14 protein-coding genes and 1 pseudogene are annotated in these 18,827 nt (G+C 36.9%); 13 read left to right on the top strand and 2 right to left on the bottom strand.

Going from position 1 to position 18,827, the window contains the following annotated elements:
- Positions 1-59 precede the first annotated feature (59 nt).
- Positions 60-986 carry a site-specific integrase gene (locus U8526_RS11580; RefSeq protein ID WP_334342122.1) on the top strand — a complete coding sequence of 309 codons (927 nt, stop codon included), beginning with the start codon at positions 60-62 and terminating at the stop codon, positions 984-986.
- A 42-nt stretch (positions 987-1,028) separates the two neighbouring features.
- On the opposite strand, the gene U8526_RS11585 is transcribed toward U8526_RS11580, so the two are convergent.
- The gene (locus tag U8526_RS11585; protein WP_334342159.1) at positions 1,029-1,655 is read right to left on the bottom strand and encodes a restriction endonuclease subunit S; all 627 of its coding nucleotides are present in this window, start codon (positions 1,653-1,655) and stop codon (positions 1,029-1,031) included.
- A gap of 87 nt (positions 1,656-1,742) precedes the next feature.
- Positions 1,743-2,255 (bottom strand): annotated as a pseudogene (locus U8526_RS11590) (restriction endonuclease subunit S); the annotation flags it as partial.
- A 431-nt stretch (positions 2,256-2,686) separates the two neighbouring features.
- Between U8526_RS11590 and U8526_RS11595 the strand changes: the two are divergent.
- The 12 genes from U8526_RS11595 (at position 2,687) to U8526_RS11650 (ending at position 18,605) form a co-directional block, all read left to right on the top strand.
- Entirely contained in the window at positions 2,687-3,490 is an 804-nt protein-coding gene (locus U8526_RS11595) for a TIGR00282 family metallophosphoesterase (protein WP_334342123.1), read from the top strand.
- Between the two features lie 13 nt (positions 3,491-3,503).
- Positions 3,504-6,152 (top strand): DNA mismatch repair protein MutS, encoded by a 2,649-nt coding sequence (mutS, locus tag U8526_RS11600; protein ID WP_334342124.1) that lies wholly within the window; start codon positions 3,504-3,506, stop codon positions 6,150-6,152.
- Between the two features lie 15 nt (positions 6,153-6,167).
- Positions 6,168-8,126, top strand: coding sequence for a DNA mismatch repair endonuclease MutL (gene mutL, locus U8526_RS11605; protein WP_334342125.1), 1,959 nt, complete (start codon positions 6,168-6,170; stop codon positions 8,124-8,126).
- 2 nt (positions 8,127-8,128) lie between these two features.
- The gene (ruvA, locus tag U8526_RS11610; RefSeq protein WP_334342126.1) at positions 8,129-8,722 is read left to right on the top strand and encodes a Holliday junction branch migration protein RuvA; all 594 of its coding nucleotides are present in this window, start codon (positions 8,129-8,131) and stop codon (positions 8,720-8,722) included.
- Positions 8,723-8,735: 13 nt separating this feature from the next.
- Positions 8,736-9,785 carry a Holliday junction branch migration DNA helicase RuvB gene (gene ruvB, locus U8526_RS11615; RefSeq protein ID WP_334342127.1) on the top strand — a complete coding sequence of 350 codons (1,050 nt, stop codon included), beginning with the start codon at positions 8,736-8,738 and terminating at the stop codon, positions 9,783-9,785.
- Between the two features lie 595 nt (positions 9,786-10,380).
- Positions 10,381-11,415, top strand: coding sequence for a tRNA preQ1(34) S-adenosylmethionine ribosyltransferase-isomerase QueA (gene queA, locus U8526_RS11620; RefSeq protein ID WP_334342128.1), 1,035 nt, complete (start codon positions 10,381-10,383; stop codon positions 11,413-11,415).
- A 9-nt stretch (positions 11,416-11,424) separates the two neighbouring features.
- On the top strand, positions 11,425-12,567 hold the full coding sequence (gene tgt, locus U8526_RS11625) for a tRNA guanosine(34) transglycosylase Tgt (protein ID WP_334342129.1): 1,143 nt from the start codon (positions 11,425-11,427) through the stop codon (positions 12,565-12,567).
- Between the two features lie 96 nt (positions 12,568-12,663).
- The gene (yajC, locus tag U8526_RS11630; RefSeq protein ID WP_334342160.1) at positions 12,664-13,146 is read left to right on the top strand and encodes a preprotein translocase subunit YajC; all 483 of its coding nucleotides are present in this window, start codon (positions 12,664-12,666) and stop codon (positions 13,144-13,146) included.
- 277 nt (positions 13,147-13,423) lie between these two features.
- A complete protein-coding gene (gene zwf, locus U8526_RS11635; RefSeq protein ID WP_334342130.1) occupies positions 13,424-14,866 on the top strand; it encodes a glucose-6-phosphate dehydrogenase in 1,443 nt (480 codons plus the stop codon).
- A gap of 309 nt (positions 14,867-15,175) precedes the next feature.
- Positions 15,176-16,309 (top strand): DNA polymerase IV, encoded by a 1,134-nt coding sequence (gene dinB, locus U8526_RS11640; protein WP_442886253.1) that lies wholly within the window; start codon positions 15,176-15,178, stop codon positions 16,307-16,309.
- Positions 16,302-17,258: a DHH family phosphoesterase gene (locus U8526_RS11645; protein ID WP_334342131.1), complete on the top strand. Its 957-nt coding sequence runs from the start codon at positions 16,302-16,304 to the stop codon at positions 17,256-17,258. Before dinB ends, U8526_RS11645 begins: the two co-directional genes overlap by 8 nt.
- Complete coding sequence (locus U8526_RS11650; protein ID WP_334342132.1) at positions 17,259-18,605, top strand: DEAD/DEAH box helicase; 1,347 nt, start codon at positions 17,259-17,261, stop codon at positions 18,603-18,605.
- Positions 18,606-18,827: the final 222 nt, after the last annotated feature.

Here is an 18,827-nt window from a genome sequence, read left to right on the forward strand (position 1 = left end):
GGATAATAAATACTGGTATCTAAATTTAATACCATATAAATTATTCGGAGGTTTTTTCTATGCCCAGAACTAAATCATCACAATTATTTTATAAGTATTATGAAGAATGGATTGAGCTATACAAAGTTAATGCCATTAGATCAGTAACTTTAGATAAATACTATATGTGTTTAAAGTGGATCACTAAATTGGCTCCAGAATTAAAATTAAATGATTTGAATCGTCGAACCTATCAAAAATTAATCAATGATTACGCTTTGGAACATGAGAAACAAACAACTCAGGATTTTCACCATCAAGTAAAAAGTGCAATTATAGATGCTTTAGACGAAGGATTAATCAAACAGAATCCTACTCGAAAAATTGTTATTAAGGGTAAAAAGCCAGGTAATAAAAAGCCGAAATTTTTAAATCAATACGAATTACAACAACTAATTAGACAACTTGATTTAGGGACGGAATTGAATTGGGATTGGTATATTTTACTAGTGGCTAAAACCGGATTGAGATTTGCAGAGGCTTTAGCGGTTACTCCAAATGATTTTGACTTTACCAAACAATTATTAAGCGTCAGCAAAACCTGGAATTATCGGGCAACAAAGGGCGGATTTCAACCAACAAAAAACTTTTCTTCAATTAGAAAGGTACAACTCGATTGGCAAATTGCTATGCAATTCTCACAACTGGTGAAAGATTTACCTGAAGATGAACCGATTTTTGTTAAACGACGTGTCTTTAATTCAACCGTAAATAATCGTCTAACTGTTCTATGCGAGCGTGCCCAAGTCCCCGTCATAACTGTTCATGGACTCAGACATACTCACGCTTCAATCCTCTTATTTGCTGGGGTTTCGATTGCTAGCGTTGCAAGAAGACTTGGTCACTCTAATATGACCACTACTCAGGATACTTATCTACACATTATTCAAGAATTAGAAACACAGGATGGCGAAAAAATAATGAGACAAATGGCTCAATTAATGTAAAAAAACAAACATAACAATGATTTTGTCGTGTTTGTCTTTTTGTTAGATGAATAATTTTTGTAAAAGGTATTTCTTAAAAAAGTTTAATTTGTTTAATTTTTCATATTGTAGAGTGATTTGCCTATCTATTCGTTTAAAAGTTCCTCCCACCTTTACTTGTTCTTGAAATTTTGGAATATTCAAAATAAGATTTCCTAATACAGCCAAGCCAATTCGTTTTCTAGTTGTCCCAGACGAATTAGCGAGAGCTTTTTTTCTAAAAGAACTATTATTTATAGCCGTTAAAACAAAGTAATTATCATATTTTTTTGAATCGATTTTTAATCTAATTCCATCAGAAGACATTAAGAAAATATCCGTCAATTTAGGAATAATCGTCGCTCTGGCAAGTGGAGAAGCCATTTTTGCGATAATTATTTCACCTGGATATATATAATTTGAAGAGAGAGATTGTGCTTTTTCCTTAGATGTATAAATTTTGTAATTATTTAAAAAGAAACCATCTCCTATATTTTGCAACTGAATAATTCTAATGCCATCGGAAGTATAATCAGAAGATTTTAAATCTGATCCAAAAGGGCCCCCTGTAAATGAATATTTATCATTGAAATCTCTAAGTTCGTTTAACTTAAATTGTTTCCAATCTTCGTGAAAATCAGCAAACCTCACTTCAGGAACTTTTTCCCCATCTTTAGGGAATAGTTTTTGCAATAATCCCTTCTTAAGTTTCTTATATAGGTCTAACTGCCGTTGTTGTAGAGTTATGAGCTTATCAAAATTAGTCAAAAACTCCGCAATCTTATTTTGTTCCGCCAGAGCGGGTAATGGAACTGGAAATTTAACTAAAACATTTTGATTTAAATGTTTAATTGTTCCTCCGGTTGATTGTTCACTTGAAAACTTTAATAAGAAAGGTGCTTTTAAATAATGAAAAAGATATTTGTCATTAACTTCATTTTCATTTTTAATTCTTACATTAAAAACACCTGCATTTAGCGTGGCAGGCATTGGTAGATCTGTAACATAAGCAACTTTACCAAGTGTCCCATCTTTTGTGATCAAAATACTGCCATTTGAAATCTGAATTTTTTTATCTTGGTCAAAGCGATTTTTTTTCACGTAATGAATATTTGAATAGTCAATTTCACCATCTTTAAAGTCTGTGCCCGTTATTAACATATAGTCGCCGTTATCGAGAAATTCTGATGTTCTAAGATTTTGCCAACCGATTCTGGCATTCATATTCGCTAGATCCAACAACTTACGAAGTTCCCAAGTTTCAGTCTATAAAAAAAATATAGAAATTTATAAAAATGATTATTTTTTATGAAAGAAAATTCCTCTAATAATGAAGGTTATTATATTCAAAATAATGAAATTTATTTTGGATAATTAGTAGTTGAGAGAAAAATCGGACAAGATAGTAATGACTTAAAATTTTTGGGGGCGGTGTATATCGGATTTACTTAATAATTTAGAATATTGGAGAAAGAAGAGTTTCAAAATAGAATTCCGAAATAAATGGACATTGCAAAAAATAGAATAGGACTGGTCCAACTTGACAATATAGAAGGAAATACGATTTGATTTAAAAGAAACTTCTTAAGTGTTAAAATATACGACCAGACGTTCGTCTGGCCTTTTTAATTTCCTCTAAAATTGATACAATATCATAGGTAAAGATTGGGGATAAAAATATAATGAAAATACTTTTCGTTGGCGATGTCGTGGGTTCTGTCGGCATTAAAGCTATAGAAACATATCTACCTGAAATCAAGAAGAAGGTTAAGCCACAATTAACGATTGTTAATGGTGAGAACGCTGCTGGTGGTAAGGGTACGAAAGAGCCTGATTATCAAAAAATCACACGTGCCGGTGCTGATGTCGTAACGGGAGGAAATCATACTTGGGATAAGCGTGAGATTCTTGACTTCATCGACGATCCGAAGAAAAATATTCTCCGCCCATATAATTTTCCTGGTGACCATGTTCCTGGACGTGGTTATCTAGAAATTAATGTTAATACGAAAAAAGTCTATGTTATCAATATGATGGGAACGGCCTTGATGCAACCGATCGACAATCCATTTCTAGAAGCTGATAAGTTGCTCAAGACTTTAGATGAAGATGCTATCAAGTTTGTCGATTTCCACGCTGAAACAACCAGTGAAAAAATTGCTTTCGGTAATTATGTGACCGGCCGTGTCTCAGCTGTCTGTGGTACGCACACTCACGTTCAAACAAACGATGCACAGGTTATCAACAAGCAAACAGCTTACCTAACTGATGTCGGGATGACTGGCTCATACGATGGTATTTTAGGTGATAAAAAAGAACCAATCATCAATCGTTTCTTAACACAAAGACCTAACAGATTCGATGTTGACGAAGACGGCCGTATGCAGATCGGCTTTGCTGTTATCGAAATTAATGATCAAACAAATAATGCACGTAGTATCAAGAATTACGTGATCACACCAAACAATCAATCTTTTTTGAATTAATGGAGGGGAATTCATGCCTCAAAAAACTAAAGAAACACCAATGATGGAGCAATATCTGGAGTATAAGAAACAATATCCAGATGCTTTTTTGTTATATCGTGTTGGTGACTTTTATGAAATGTTCTATGACGATGCCGTTAAGGGTTCACAAATACTAGAACTGACTTTGACATCCCGTAATAAAAAAGCCGATGAAGGCATCCCAATGTGTGGAGTTCCTCACCATGCTATTGAAGGTTACATTGATACACTTGTGGATAAGGGTTATAAAGTTGCCGTCTGTGATCAATTGGAAAATCCTGCTGATGCCCAAGGTAAAATGGTTAAACGTGGCGTTACACGAGTAGTTACACCTGGAACGATCATGGATAAATCCGATCAAGCTAAGGAAAACAACTACATCACAGCTATTACAGCTAATAAAGATGTTTTTGGATTAGCTTACGCAGACTTATCCACCGGTGAAGTGAAAGTCACATCGGTTACTAGCCAATTAGATTTAACGAATGAACTACAGAATTTGGATACCAAAGAAACCGTTGTTTCCGGCAGTTTCCCACAAAAATATCTCGATCAATTACGTAAATATGGAATCTTGATTTCAAAATTGGACGACCTGGATGATAACTACAGCTTTGATTTTTCACAAATCAGTTCGAAACTAGAAGTATCCACCGTTAAGTTGTTGATAAGTTATCTAATCAAGACGCAAATGCGTTCTCTAGATCATTTGAAAGCCGCTCAATCATATGAGACTTCCTCATATTTGTTGATGGATCATTCTGCTCAAAGTAACTTAGAGTTGTTCAAGAATATCCGTACTAATAAGAAGTCAGGAACGCTCTTGTGGCTATTGGATGAAACTAAGACTGCCATGGGAAGTCGACTATTGAAACAATGGTTAGCCCGTCCTTTGATCAGTGTCGACAAGCTAAAACAACGTCAGCACTTCGTTCAAGTTTTCATGGATAATTATTTCCAAAGATCATCCTTCCAAGATTATTTAACTAAAGTCTACGATCTAGAACGTTTAGCCGGACGAGTTGCCTATGGAACGGTTAATGGCCGTGACTTGATTCAATTAAAGACCTCGCTTGAACAAGTTCCAGAAATCAAATCGATTCTTTTAGACATTGGCGATGATGAATTGACAGCCTATGTGGAAAAAATTGATGAAGTGGCTGATATTCGTGAACTGATCGACAAAGCTATTGTGGAGGAAGCTCCGATATCCATTACTGGCGGTGGCTTGATTAAAGAAGGTTATAATGACCAACTTGATAAATATCTTGACGCCTCTAAGAATGGTAAACAGTGGTTAGCAACTTTAAAGGCTAAGGAACAAGAATTGACTGGTATCAATAACTTGAAGATCGGCTATAACAAGGTTTTCGGTTATTACATCGAAGTCAGTCGTGCCAATATCGATAAAGTTCCAGAAGATCGTTACCAACGTAAGCAAACATTGGTTAACGCGGAAAGATATATCACCCCAGAATTAAAAGATAAAGAGAGCTTGATTCTTGAAGCTGAGGAAAAATCTAAAAGTTTGGAATATCACTTATTTGATCAAATTAGAGGCAAAATTAAAGATCAAATTAGACGAATTCAATCCCTTGCTAACATCGTATCTCGCCTAGATGTTTTACAGAGTTTTGCGGTTGTCAGTGAGGAATATCACTACGTAGCACCAGAATTCATCGAAAAACATGAGTTAAATATCACAAATGGACGTCATCCAGTTGTGGAAAAAGTCTTGAGTAATAACAGTTATATTCCTAATGATGTTAACTTTGACGACCAGACGGATATTCTTTTAATTACTGGTCCTAACATGTCTGGTAAGAGTACTTACATGCGTCAGATGGCCTTGACAGTTATCATGGCTCAAATCGGTTGTTTCGTACCAGCTGATTCAGCTCAAATGCCAATTTTTGATCATATCTTTACTAGAATTGGTGCCGCCGATGATCTCATTTCCGGTGATTCAACTTTCATGGTTGAGATGCGTGAAGCTAATGATGCCTTGAAGAATGCGACTCCAAACAGTTTGATTATCTTTGACGAAATTGGTCGAGGAACGGCTACTTATGACGGAATGGCTTTAGCGCAAGCAATCATTGAATACATTGATAAGCATGTCAAAGCGATGACACTGTTCTCAACTCACTATCATGAATTGACAGAACTAGAAAGTCAGTTGCCAGGTCTAAAGAATGTCCATGTTGACGCTTCTGAAGAGAATGGCGATTTAGTCTTTCTTCATAAAGTTTTACCCGGTCCAGCAGATAAATCATATGGTATCCACGTTGCTAAATTAGCAGGGTTACCTGATGATGTTTTGGTCCGAGCTGATAAAATTTTGAGTAGTTTGGAAGAGACTTCAGTTCATACAACTACTTCTGACAGTATTCATGAAGATGTTCAACCAGTCGTTGCTCAATCAGTATCAGAAAATGTACCTGAAGCAAGTGCTGAACCAGAACCTGAAGTGGAAGAAGATACGCAAATGTCATTATTCCCTGAACCAGAAAAGACAACTAAGAAGTTATCAACAAAAGAGAATCAAGTTCTCAAAGAATTAAACAATCAAGATTTAATGAGTGTCACTCCAATTGATGCCATCAACTTACTATACAAATGGCAAAAGAAACTTAAATAAAAGAAGGTGGAAAACGTGGGTATAATTCATGAACTGCCAGTTGAATTGAGTAACCAGATTGCGGCTGGGGAAGTTATTGAACGCCCCGCATCAGTCGTTAAAGAGCTGGTGGAAAATTCCATCGATGCACAAGCAACACAAGTGCTGATCACGATTCAGCAAGCAGGATTAAAATTAATCGAAGTCAATGACAATGGTAAAGGCATTTCCGCAGATGATGTGGAAGTAGCCTTTTTGCCACATACAACTAGTAAAATTGCCAACGACCGTGATCTATTCAATATCAGGACACTCGGTTTCCGTGGTGAAGCTTTGGCCAGTATTGCGTCTATTTCCAAGTTAACTGCCGTATCCAGTACTGATGGCAAGTCAGCTATCCGTGCTAAGTATTCAGGAAATGAGTTAGTTAAAAAAGAAACCTTTGCCCGTTCTAAAGGAACAACAATTACAGTTGAAGATATGTTTTTCAACACACCAGCTCGTTTGAAATATGTGAAGTCGCTTCATACTGAGTTGAATAAGATTGTCGATATCGTTGATCGACTAGCCATGGGACATCCTGATATTTCCTTTAGATTAATTAATGAAGGAAAAGATTTAATTTGGACCTCTGGCAATGACAATCTTCAACAGACAATTGCTGGTATTTATGGACGAACGATTGCCAGTCATATGTTGGAGTTTGAAAATTCTGATCCCGACTACGAGATTCACGGATTCTTCTCTAAACCAGATACGACACGGTCAAATCGTTCCTACATTTCACTGATTTTGAATGGACGTTACATCCGTAATTTCCAATTAACTAATGCGGTAATTCGGGGCTATGGTTCAAAATTAATGGTAGCTAGATTTCCGGTAGCAGTGATCGACATCAAAATGGATCCTAGTTTGGTTGATATCAACGTTCATCCGACAAAACAAGAGGTACGTCTTTCAAATGAAGGACATATCGGTGATTTGATTAGTAATGGAATTAAGAATCGTTTGTCAGATCAAAACTTGATTCCAGATGCGGTTAAGAACTTAGGCAGAAAAGAACCAGTAAAGCCGGTTGATACTTACAAGCCAGAACAGATCAGTTTCAATGATATTGCAACGATTGATAAGATCAGTGAACCTTTGAGTACACCTACTAAAACAGTAGAGCCAGCTACTCCACAAGAACAACCACAGCCAATGGAAACAAATGAAACCTTTGAAACACCGATGACTGGGATGCCAATTTTTAAAGATCCAAAACATTTGAAATCTTGGGATCAACGTTTGCAAGCAGAAACTACTGATAAGGTTAAAGTTTTAGATAATGAGTCACAAAAGACAGCTGCTCCGAAAGCTGAACCGATCAACCAAGAAGAGAAGAGCGGCTTTCCAGATTTACGTTATATTGGTCAGATTCATGGAACTTATTTGGTCGCCGAAAGTGGCGATGGCTTTTATTTGATCGACCAACATGCGGCTCAAGAACGTGTTAATTACGAATATTATCGTAAAGAGATCGGTAAAGTTTCCAATGATCAACAGAAGTTATTAGTTCCTATTGTTTTAGATTATCCAAATTCTGAAAGCATTTTGATTCGTGAAAAGAAACCCGTTCTAGAAAGTATCGGACTTTATCTGGATGATTTTGGACAAAATAGTTTTGTCGTCAACACCCATCCCACATGGTTTGTTCCGGGACAAGAGGAATCGACTATCAAAGAAATGGTTGACTATGTGTTAAATGATTCTAAAATCAGTGTTGCTAGTTTCCGTGAAAAGAATGCCATCATGATGAGTTGTAAACGAGCTATTAAGGCTAATCATCATATCGACGATCGTGAAGCTGTGCAGTTGTTGCATAACCTGACTAAAGCTGAGAATCCGTATAATTGTCCTCATGGACGTCCGGTTTTGGTTGAATTCAGTAATAAAGATTTGGAAAAGATGTTTAAGAGAATTCAAGATCCACATGATACTAGAGAGAGTGAATAATTATGTTTGAATATTTAAGTGGTTTAATTACAGCAGTTACCCCTTCATATGTTGTTGTGGATGTTAACGGCGTGGGTTACAAAGTCCAAGTGGCTAACCCTTATCGTTATGAAGAAAATCAGGATGCTAAGGTTTATGTCGAACAGATCGTCCGTGATAATGAACAGTCGCTTTACGGATTCTACGATTTAAATGAGAAAAATATTTTTCTGCATTTGATCAGTGTTTCCGGAATCGGACCTAAGAGTGCGCTAGCTATTTTAGCCGGTCAGGACTTGCAAGGTTTAATTCATGCGATTGAAAATGATGACGTCAAATTCCTAACCAAGTTTCCAAAGATTGGTAAGAAAACAGCTCAACAAATTATTTTGGATCTATCCGGTAAATTTACCGCTGAGGGTCAAATGACACTTGGTGAAGCACCAGTTGAATTCAGTAGTGGTTTGAGTCAAGAATTAGAAGATGGCTTGGCAGCCTTGGAATCCTTAGGTTACTCACCTAAAGAAATCAGTAAGGTCAAGTCGACGCTTGAAAAGGAACATTTGAAGAGTGCTGATGAGTATCTTCGTGCTGGTCTTAAATTATTAAGCAAGTAAATGAATTTTTGAAATGAAGGGAGTGTTAAAAATCGAAAATAACGAAAATGATGAAAGTGAACGTTTAACAGACGCTGATTCACTAGATAACACTGAAGATGTCATTGAACAAACACTCCGTCCGCAAACTTTTGACCAGTATTTAGGTCAAGAGAAAGCTAAGAAGGAATTGGATGTCTATATCAAGGCAGCCAAGCAACGCCAACAAACACTAGATCACGTGTTACTTTATGGCCCTCCTGGGTTAGGTAAGACAACCTTGGCGATGATCATTGCTAATGAAATGGGTGTCAATATCCATACAACTACTGGGCCTTCGATTGAAAAATCTGGCGATTTAGTAGCTGTTTTAGATGAATTAGAACCAGGCGACGTTTTATTTATCGATGAAATCCATCGTATGCCACGAGCAATTGAAGAAGTGCTTTATTCAGCCATGGAAGACTTTTATATTGATATCATTGTCGGACAAGGCAGTGAATCCCGTTCTTTGCATCATCAATTAGTACCATATACGTTGATAGGTGCAACCACAGCAGCCGGAAAACTGTCAGCTCCATTACGAGATCGGTTTGGAATTGTCGAAAGAATGGAGTACTATACCATAGATGAATTATCCAAAATTGTTTTCCGTTCCGCCAGTGTTTTAAACATTAACGTCGATGAAGAAGGAGCCCACGAAATTGCTCGTCGGTCTCGAGGAACACCTAGAATTGCCAACCGTTTATTGAAACGAGTACGTGATTTTGCTCAAGTTGCCAACAAAGATACGATTGACTACGACATGGCCGAATCAGCATTGAACCAATTGCAAGTTGACGATGCTGGACTAGATCATCTTGACCGTCGAATTTTGTCCATGATCATTGAACTTTATAATGGCGGTCCAGTAGGCTTAAAAGTTATTGCCGCTAATATTGGTGAAGAACAAGAAACAATTGAGGAAGTTTATGAACCATATCTAATGCAAATGGGATTCTTGAAGCGTACAGCTAAAGGACGCGTTGTTACGAGAAAAGGTTATGAACATATGGAATTGCCTTATCCTGAACAAAACGAATAGAGTAATATCAACTGACTTGGGTTAAGTATGCCCGTCGGTAGTAGAAAATCTGTGGGCCACTGGAACGTGGTGGACACGGCTTGAAGCTAATAATTTTACACTTCGTGCAAAATCATGGATCTCCAAGTCCGGTCTTCTACTAACCTTGCTTCGCAAGCTAAGTAGAATTTCACCACTGAGGGCCCACAGATTTTCTACTACCGACTATAGTTCTGGTTCTATTATTATTGGTTAGGATTGCAGTATTTATATAGTTTTTTAGTTTCACATAACGGAGTGAATTAAGGAAATATCCAAATAATGGATGTAGCTAAACTTTTCGTTAGAATGCTATTTTTACTATCTAATATTTTAGAAATACATAAATAGAACATGATATTAGTCTGGAGCAACAAGCCCGATTGGTCTCAGCCGTGAAATTATACTTAGCGATTTATCGCTTAGTATAAGACCTGTATTTGAGACAATTGTGAACTTCAATTGGCTCAAATCAGCGTCCACAGCGTTCCAGACCAATCGGGCTTGTTGTGGAAGACGGCAGTCAGCAGTTTCATTTGCTTTAGAATATTCCATGATTAAAAAGGAGAGTTTTGAAATGACACTAACAACAGAAGATTTCGATTATGACTTGCCAGAAGAATTAATCGCACAAACACCTATCAAGAATCGTGATCAATCACGTCTATTAGTTTTGGACCATGAGACAGGAGAATATCAAGATAAGCATTTTTATGATATCCTAGATTACTTAAATCCTGGCGATGCTTTGGTAATGAACAATTCACGTGTTTTACCAGCTCGTTTGTATGGTACGAAAGAAGATACCGACGGACACGAAGAAGTATTGCTTTTGAATAATATTGAAGGTGACAAGTGGGAAGTCCTAATGAAACCTGCTCGACGTGCCAAAGTAGGAACAAAGGTTGAATTCGGTGATGGTCAACTTGAAGCAGAAGTGCTTGAAGACCTCGAACATGGTGGCAAGATCATTGAATTTCATTACCAAGGTATCTTCATGGAAATTCTAGAAAAATTAGGAGAAATGCCACTACCTCCATATATCAAGGAAAAGCTAGACGATCCAGATCGTTATCAAACTGTTTATGCTAAGGAAAATGGTTCAGCTGCCGCTCCAACGGCTGGTCTTCACTGGACTAAAGAATTATTGAAAAAGGTTGAAGACAAAGGTGTTAAATTAGTTTATATTACTTTACATGTTGGTTTGGGAACATTCAGACCAGTAACTGAGTCAGATATCAGTAAACATGTGATGCATTCAGAGTTTTATCGTTTGGATGAGGATTCCGCTAAGACTTTGAATGAAGTTAAGAAAAATGGTGGCAAGATCGTCGCTACTGGTACAACTTCTATTAGAACTTTGGAAACTATTGGAACTAAGTTCAATGGTGAAATCAAAGCTGACAGTGGTTGGACTGATATCTTCATCAAACCAGGCTACGAATGGAAAGTTGTTGACGAATTCATCACTAACTTCCATTTGCCAAAGTCAACATTAGTTATGTTAGTTGCAGCATTTACCGGAAGAGAAAATATTTTGAACGCATACCAACACGCTGTAGAAGAGAAGTATCGCTTCTTTAGTTTTGGGGATGCAATGTTCATTAAGTAGAGGAAAGTTATGGAATCGGCTATTAAGTACACATTAATTAAGAAGGAAAAGCACACCGGCGCTCGTTTGGGCTTGTTAGAGACTCCTCACGGCACATTTGAAACACCAATGTTCATGCCTGTTGGAACAGAAGCTTCTGTTAAAAATATGGCACCTGAGGATTTGGAAAAAATCGGTGCTTCAATTATTTTGGCAAATACCTATCACTTATGGTTACGTCCTGGTGAAGATATTGTTAAAGAAGCTGGTGGTTTGCACAAGTTCATGAATTGGGACAAGGGTATCCTGACTGATTCTGGTGGTTTCCAAGTTTTCTCATTGGCTAATATGCGTGATATTACTGAAGCTGGGGTTCACTTTAGAAATCATTTGAATGGCCGTCAGGAGTTTCTTTCACCTGAAAAAGCCATAAAGATTGAAAATTATTTAGGACCTGATATAATGATGAGCTTGGATGAATGTCCACCATTCTTTGAAAGCTATGATTATATTAAAAAGTCAGTTGCACGAACAAGCCGTTGGGCAGAACGTGGCTTAAAAGCTCATCGTAATCCTGATTGGCAAGCATTGTTCGGTATCGTTCAAGGTGGTGGCTTTGAGGACCTTCGTAAACAAAGTGCACGTGATCTTGTCAGCATGGATTTCCCTGGATATTCGATCGGTGGTCTATCCGTCGGTGAGTCCAAAGGTGAAATGAATCGTGTGTTAGATTTCACTGCACCATTGCTACCGGAAAACAAGCCTAGATACCTTATGGGAGTTGGGACCGCTGATTCATTGATTGACGGTGTTATCCGTGGAATCGATATGTTTGACTGTGTTCTACCAACAAGAATTGCTCGTAATGGTACATGTATGACAAGTCATGGTCGTTTAGTCGTTAAGAACTCGAAATATGCACATGACTTTACACCATTGGATGACAACTGTGATTGTTATGTATGCCGTAACTATACACGTGCTTACATTCGTCACTTGATTAACGCAAATGAATTATTTGGTACACATTTAACTAGTTACCATAATCTTTACTTCTTGTTGAACCTAATGAAGGGTGTTCGTCAAGCTATCAGGGATGATAACTTACTTGAATTTAGAGAACATGTCTTTGAGGAATATGGTTTCAATAAGAAAAACGCTAAGAAATTTTAGAAGATTTTGATAAGAAAATCCTTCTTATCTGGAAACAAGGTTACATTTTTGGTAACCTATAAGTATGTAAATTATTAAGAGGTGGAAAATTTGAATATGCTTACTTTAGGTGCCGGCGCTGGTGCTGGTGGCTCAATGGGTCTTTTGATCTTTGTTGTTATTATGTTTGTTGGTATGTACTTTATCTCTATCCGTCCACAAAAGAAACAACAACAAAAGCGTCAAGAAATGCTTAAGGAAATGTCTAAGGGTGACAAGGTTGTTACACTTGGTGGTATTAAAGGTGTTGTTGCATCAATCGACCGTGAAAACAAAGAAGTCGTTGTTGATTGTGATGGAATCTATTTAACATTTGACTTGAACTTCATTCGTCGTACAACTCCAGTTGCTGCTGCAGCTACAGATACAAAATCAGCTGACGACAAAACTGCTGAAGACAAGAATGAAGCAGCAAAGAGTGAAGATGCTCAAGAAGATGTTAAGGCAGAAACAACTGATGACGTTAAGTCAGATGAAAAAACAGAAGCAGTAGAAGAAACAAAAACTACAGATGCTGATACTAAAGAAGAAACAAAATAATTCTTTAATTAAAAAATAATCCAACCCTAAAACGGAGGATTATTTTTTTTGCCATTTATTTATTATATGTGGTTAGCAGAATTTTGATTCAAGCGGTGGCATATAACTTGCATTAAAGTATACTCTAGGGTTTATTATTAAGAATGTGGAATAAACAATGCTGTTAGATTAGGCATAGTTTATAAATTATTTAAAAAATAATAAGTGATAAATCAAGATGTTTAATAATGCATGATGTAAAATATAAATACATGATGCATTCAAAGGAGTTTAAAAAATGGTTACAGAAAAATCAGCAATTTTCATTATTTTTGGGGGTTCTGGTGATTTAGCTCATCGGAAGCTATATCCATCTTTGTTCCGTCTCTATAAATCAGGTATTTTAAAGGATCACTTTGCAGTTATTGGTACTGCCCGTCGTCCATGGAGTGATGATTATTTCCGTGGAACTGTTGTTACATCCTTGAAGCAGGATTTCAATGATAGTGAGGATATCATGGAAGAATTTGCTCAACATTTCTTCTATCAATCACATGATGTTAACGATTCTGAACATTATATTGCCTTGAAGAATTTGGCTGCTAAATTGGATGACCAATTCGATGCCGGCCATAACCGAGTTTACTACATGGCAATTGCTCCTAGATTCTTTGGTATCGTTGCTGAACATATTAATTCAGAAGGTTTGAAGACAGAGGACGGCTATAACCGTTTGGTAATTGAGAAGCCATTTGGTCGTGACTTGGACTCTGCTTGTGAACTAAACGGCAATATTTCTAAAGCCTTCCCAGAACATGATATTTATCGTATCGATCATTATCTAGGAAAGGAAATGATTCAGGATATTCCAAATATTCGTGCTAATAATCCCAAACTTGAAGAAGCACTGAATAGTAAGTATGTTTCCAATATCCAAATCACGCTTGCTGAATCCCTTGGTGTCGAAGATCGTGGTGGCTACTACGAAACAGCCGGTGTTTTACGTGATATGGTTCAAAATCATATTATGCAAATTATTGGTGCCGTGGCTAGTGACGACCCTGAAGCCAAAGAAGCTGAAGTTATTCACAAAAACAAGACTGATCTCTTTAGCAGTTTGAAAGAATTAACTCCTGAAGAAGTTGATACTGAATTTGTTCGTGGCCAATATGACACTGACGAAATGGGAGATAAGAAGGCCTATCGTCAAGAGGATAATGTAGCAGAAGACTCTAACATCGAAACATTTGTTGCTGGTCGAATTGAATTTGATACCAAACGTTGGAGTGGCGTGCCATTCTACGTTCGTTCAGGTAAGCGTATGTCCGAGAAATCATCAAGAATCGATATCGTCTTCAATGATAAAGTTGAAGAATTAGGCATCAAACCTAATACAGTTGTTACTTTGTTGATTGAAAGAACTAATGGTAACAGTATTTTAATTAATGGAATCAATTATAAAGAGTCAGCTCAAAACTTCATTTCCTTCCCAGAAGAAGCTGAATTTGATAAAGCTCGTGAAGCTTATGAAAGTTTGATCATTAATATTCTTGAAGGTAATCGTGTTCATTTCACACTTTGGGATGAGTTGAGAAGTACTTGGAAGTATATTGATACGATCAGAAATCGTTGGGATGAACAGACACCTGATTTTCCAAACTACTTGAGTGGTTCAATCGGTCCTGATGCAGCTGATATGTTGCTAGAACGCGATGGAAACTCATGGGTTTGGGATGACTAGAGATACTTGCTCAATTTGGTTGTAGTTGATACTATTTTTGTAATCAAGCATTTTAGAAATAAAAAATAATAGAATAGGATATCAGTCCGGAGCAAAAATTGGAAATGCGTTCAGCTATGAAATCATTGTTACCGACCTTGCCGGTTACAATGAGGCCGACTTTGGAAATCCATTATTTTGCACGAAGTGTAAAATAATTAGTTTCAAATCGCGCCCATAGCGTTCCAACGGCATTCCCAATTTTTGCGGAGGACGGCAAGAGCATACTACAATAGAACTTGAGTAAGAATCACTAAGGAGTGCTTAGCCATCTTTTTAAAAATACCAATTAAAATTGAAGAAAATCGAAAAGTCATCCATGTCGACATGGATGCTTTTTTCGCTTCAGTGGAAGAAAGAGAACATCCCGAATATAAAAAGAAATGTCTGATCGTAGCCCAAGACCCTCGTAAGCACAATCATCATGGAGTGGTAACAACTGCGAATTATAATGCTCGAAAGTATGGAGCTCATTCAGCTATGCCGGCTCAAGAAGCAGTTGATCTAATTCCTAAATCCAAGCTGGTTATCACGCCACCAAACTTTGAATTGTATCGTCAAGTTTCGAATCAGATTCACGATATTTTTCATGAAGTAACTGATAATTATCAAACTGTAGCTTTAGATGAGGCTTACCTCGACGTAACGGAAAATAAACTGCACGAAACTAATACGATAAAGATTGCTAACTATATCCAACAGAGAATTGTCAAAGAGACCCGGTTAACTTGTTCGGTAGGTATTTCCTACAATAAATTTTTAGCCAAAATGGCTTCCGATTATCGTAAACCGTTTGGCAGAACAATAATTTTAGGCAAATATGCTAAAGAATTTTTAAAACCCATCCCGATTGAAAAATTTAATGGTATCGGTAAAGCTATGCAACAAAAGATGCATGACATGGATATCTATACTGGTGGAGATCTACAAAAACTGGATCAAGATGTCTTTTTGAAAAACTTTGGTAAAATGGGATATATCATATACAAACGAGTTCATGGAATTGATGATTCACCGGTAAATGGTCATCGAGCTCGTAAATCAATCGGTCGTGAAAGAACTTATAATCGTAATTTAGTTACGGATGAGCAAATTCTTCAAGAACTAGATTTTTTGGCAGAATTAGTTAGTAAAGATTTAAAGAAGCAACGTCAGCATGGCAAAACTGTCGTCCTTAAATTACGTAATTCAGACTTTGAAACGATTACTAAACGGATGAGTTTTCAAGACTATGTCCAAACAAAAACCGATATTTATCGTGTTGCCAAGGATATTTATGATAAATTAAAGGTAACCGACCAAAAGATTCGACTATTGGGAATCACGGTCACGAATTTAGATCCGTTGTCATATGAAGAAGTTTCTTTGAATTTGTCTTATAAGGAGGACAATTATAATGAATAGCTTTGCTGAAATAATTGCAACAATAAAAAAATATGATAGAATTATCATTCTACGTCATCAAAATCCAGATCCTGATGCATTGGGATCCCAAGCTGGTTTAGCAACTGCCATTCGTCAGGCTTATCCTGATAAAAAAGTTTTAATTGGTGGAAGTGATGTTGAAGGTTTGAAGTGGCTTTCAAAAGCTCAAAAAGTATCTGACGAAGATTACCAAGGTGCCTTGGTAATTGTTGTTGATACTGCAAATGAACCTCGTATCGACGACCAACGTTACAATGATGGAGCACTCTTAGTTAAAATCGATCATCATCCAAATGATGAACCATACGGTGATCAATTATTCGTTAATACTGATGCCAGTTCTTGTTCAGAAATTATTGCTGATTTGATTGATAGCAGTGATGAACTACAATTGACTAAGGAAGTTGCTTATTATTTGTACGCTGGAATTGTCGGTGATACAGGAAGATTCCTTTATCCATCAACAACAGAGCACACAATGCAAGTTGCCGGAAAGTTTATTGGACTAGGTGTTGACATTGCAGCTATCAATATTAAGATGACTGAAGTTACTTTGAAACAAGCTAAGTTACAAAGTTTCATTTACGACATCTTACAAATTGATGATTCAGGTGCCGCTTTAGCTATTATTGACGATGATTTAATGAAGAAATTAAATCTTGATCAAGAAGAAGCTAATTCCGTTGTTTCAACACCAGGTCGGCTTAAAGAAGTTCATTCATGGATGGAAGCTGTTCAAAAAGACGATGGTACTTTCAGAGTACATTTACGTTCTCAAGGACCAGTTATCAATGAACTAGCTAAGAGACATGATGGTGGTGGACACCCATTGGCAAGTGGTGCTACAGCTAAGGATCTTGATGAAGTTAAACAAATGTATAAGGAACTAATAAAATTAGTAACTGATTTTAATCAGAAGGGTGAATAGATGACTAAATTTTCACAATACAACTTTAATGATGCTATCAATAAATCATTAAAAGAAATACACTTCGATGAGCCAACAAAGGTTCAAGAAGCCGTAATCTCATTGGTCAATAAGAAAAAAGATATTATTGTTCAATCTGAAACTGGCTCAGGTAAGACGCATGCCTTCTTGTTGCCATCGATGAATGCATTGACAAAGGACCAAGAGGTTCAATTGTTAATTGCTACGCCAAGTAGAGAGTTGGCATATCAAATTTATGAAGATACACAAAATATTTTGAAGAATTATCCTGAAGAATATAATGCCTTTATCTTTGTAGGTGGAGCCGACCGTGAACGTCAAAAGAGAAAACTAGAAGCACATCAACCACAAATTGCTATCGGTACTCCCGGAAGACTCTGGGATCTTATTCGTGAGAATGATTTGCATGTTGAGAATGTTCAAAGATATGTTGTCGATGAGGCTGATATGACTTTGGACATGGGATTTTTGAATGATGTTGACCAAATTACTAACAAATTGCCTGAAGACCGTGAAATGATGGTCTTTTCAGCTACAATTCCACAAAAATTGGAACCATTCTTGGATAAGTACATGCATGGTCCTAAGCGAGTTGAAATTAAGAATAGCAGTATTATTCCTAAGAACGTTGATAACTGGCTAATGTTTACTCATGGTCGTGATAAGAAAGAAATTATTTATCGACTCATGACAATCGGTGAGCCATATATGGTTTTGGTCTTCGCTAATACGAAGAAGACGGTTGATGAAATTTATCATTACTTACGTAATAAGGGGCTTAAGACTGCTCGAATTCACGGTGGCTTGACTCCTAGAGAACGTAAGCGAACTATGAAGCAAGTTGAGAACATGGAATATCAATTCGTTGTGGCGACTGATTTGGCTGCTCGTGGGATTGATATTAATGGTGTTTCTCACGTTATCAATGCTGAGATTCCTGATGACTTAGATTTCTTCATTCACCGTGTTGGTAGAACTGGCCGTAATGGTATGTCTGGTACAGCTATTACTTTGTATGAACCAGGTGAAGACCACAAGGTTGATGAGATCGAGCATATGGGTATCAAATTTGAGCCTAAGGACATTAAGAACGGTGAGATTGTTGATGTAAAGGAACGTGATCGTCGTCAAAGTCGTAAGGCTACACAAGAAAAACTGGATACTAAATTAGTTGGTTTTGTTAAAAAACAAAAGACTAAGAAGAAACCAGGTTACAAGAAAAAGATTAAACAAGCTATCTCTGATGAACGTCGTCAACAACGTAAGATTGAGATCAGACAAGAGAGACGTAAACAAAGGGATGCAAGACGTAAAAATAATAGTTAGTTTTAAATATTGACAATTTTTGAGTTGGTGGTTAATATTTTCTTTGGATATATCTTGTATTGAGTACTTCCAGAGAAGGCCGTTTGGTGCGAAAGCCTAAGTACTTAATGTAAAGATGCTGCCAAATTAAATTGTATATAAAATATTGAGAGGCTAACGAAATCGTTGCAAACAAGGTGGTACCGCGCATGGGCGTCCTTGGGGTTGCAACGATTTTTCGTT

The organism is Companilactobacillus sp. HBUAS56275, from assembly GCF_036913655.1.
GTDB classification, from domain to species: Bacteria; Bacillota; Bacilli; order Lactobacillales; family Lactobacillaceae; genus Companilactobacillus; species Companilactobacillus pullicola.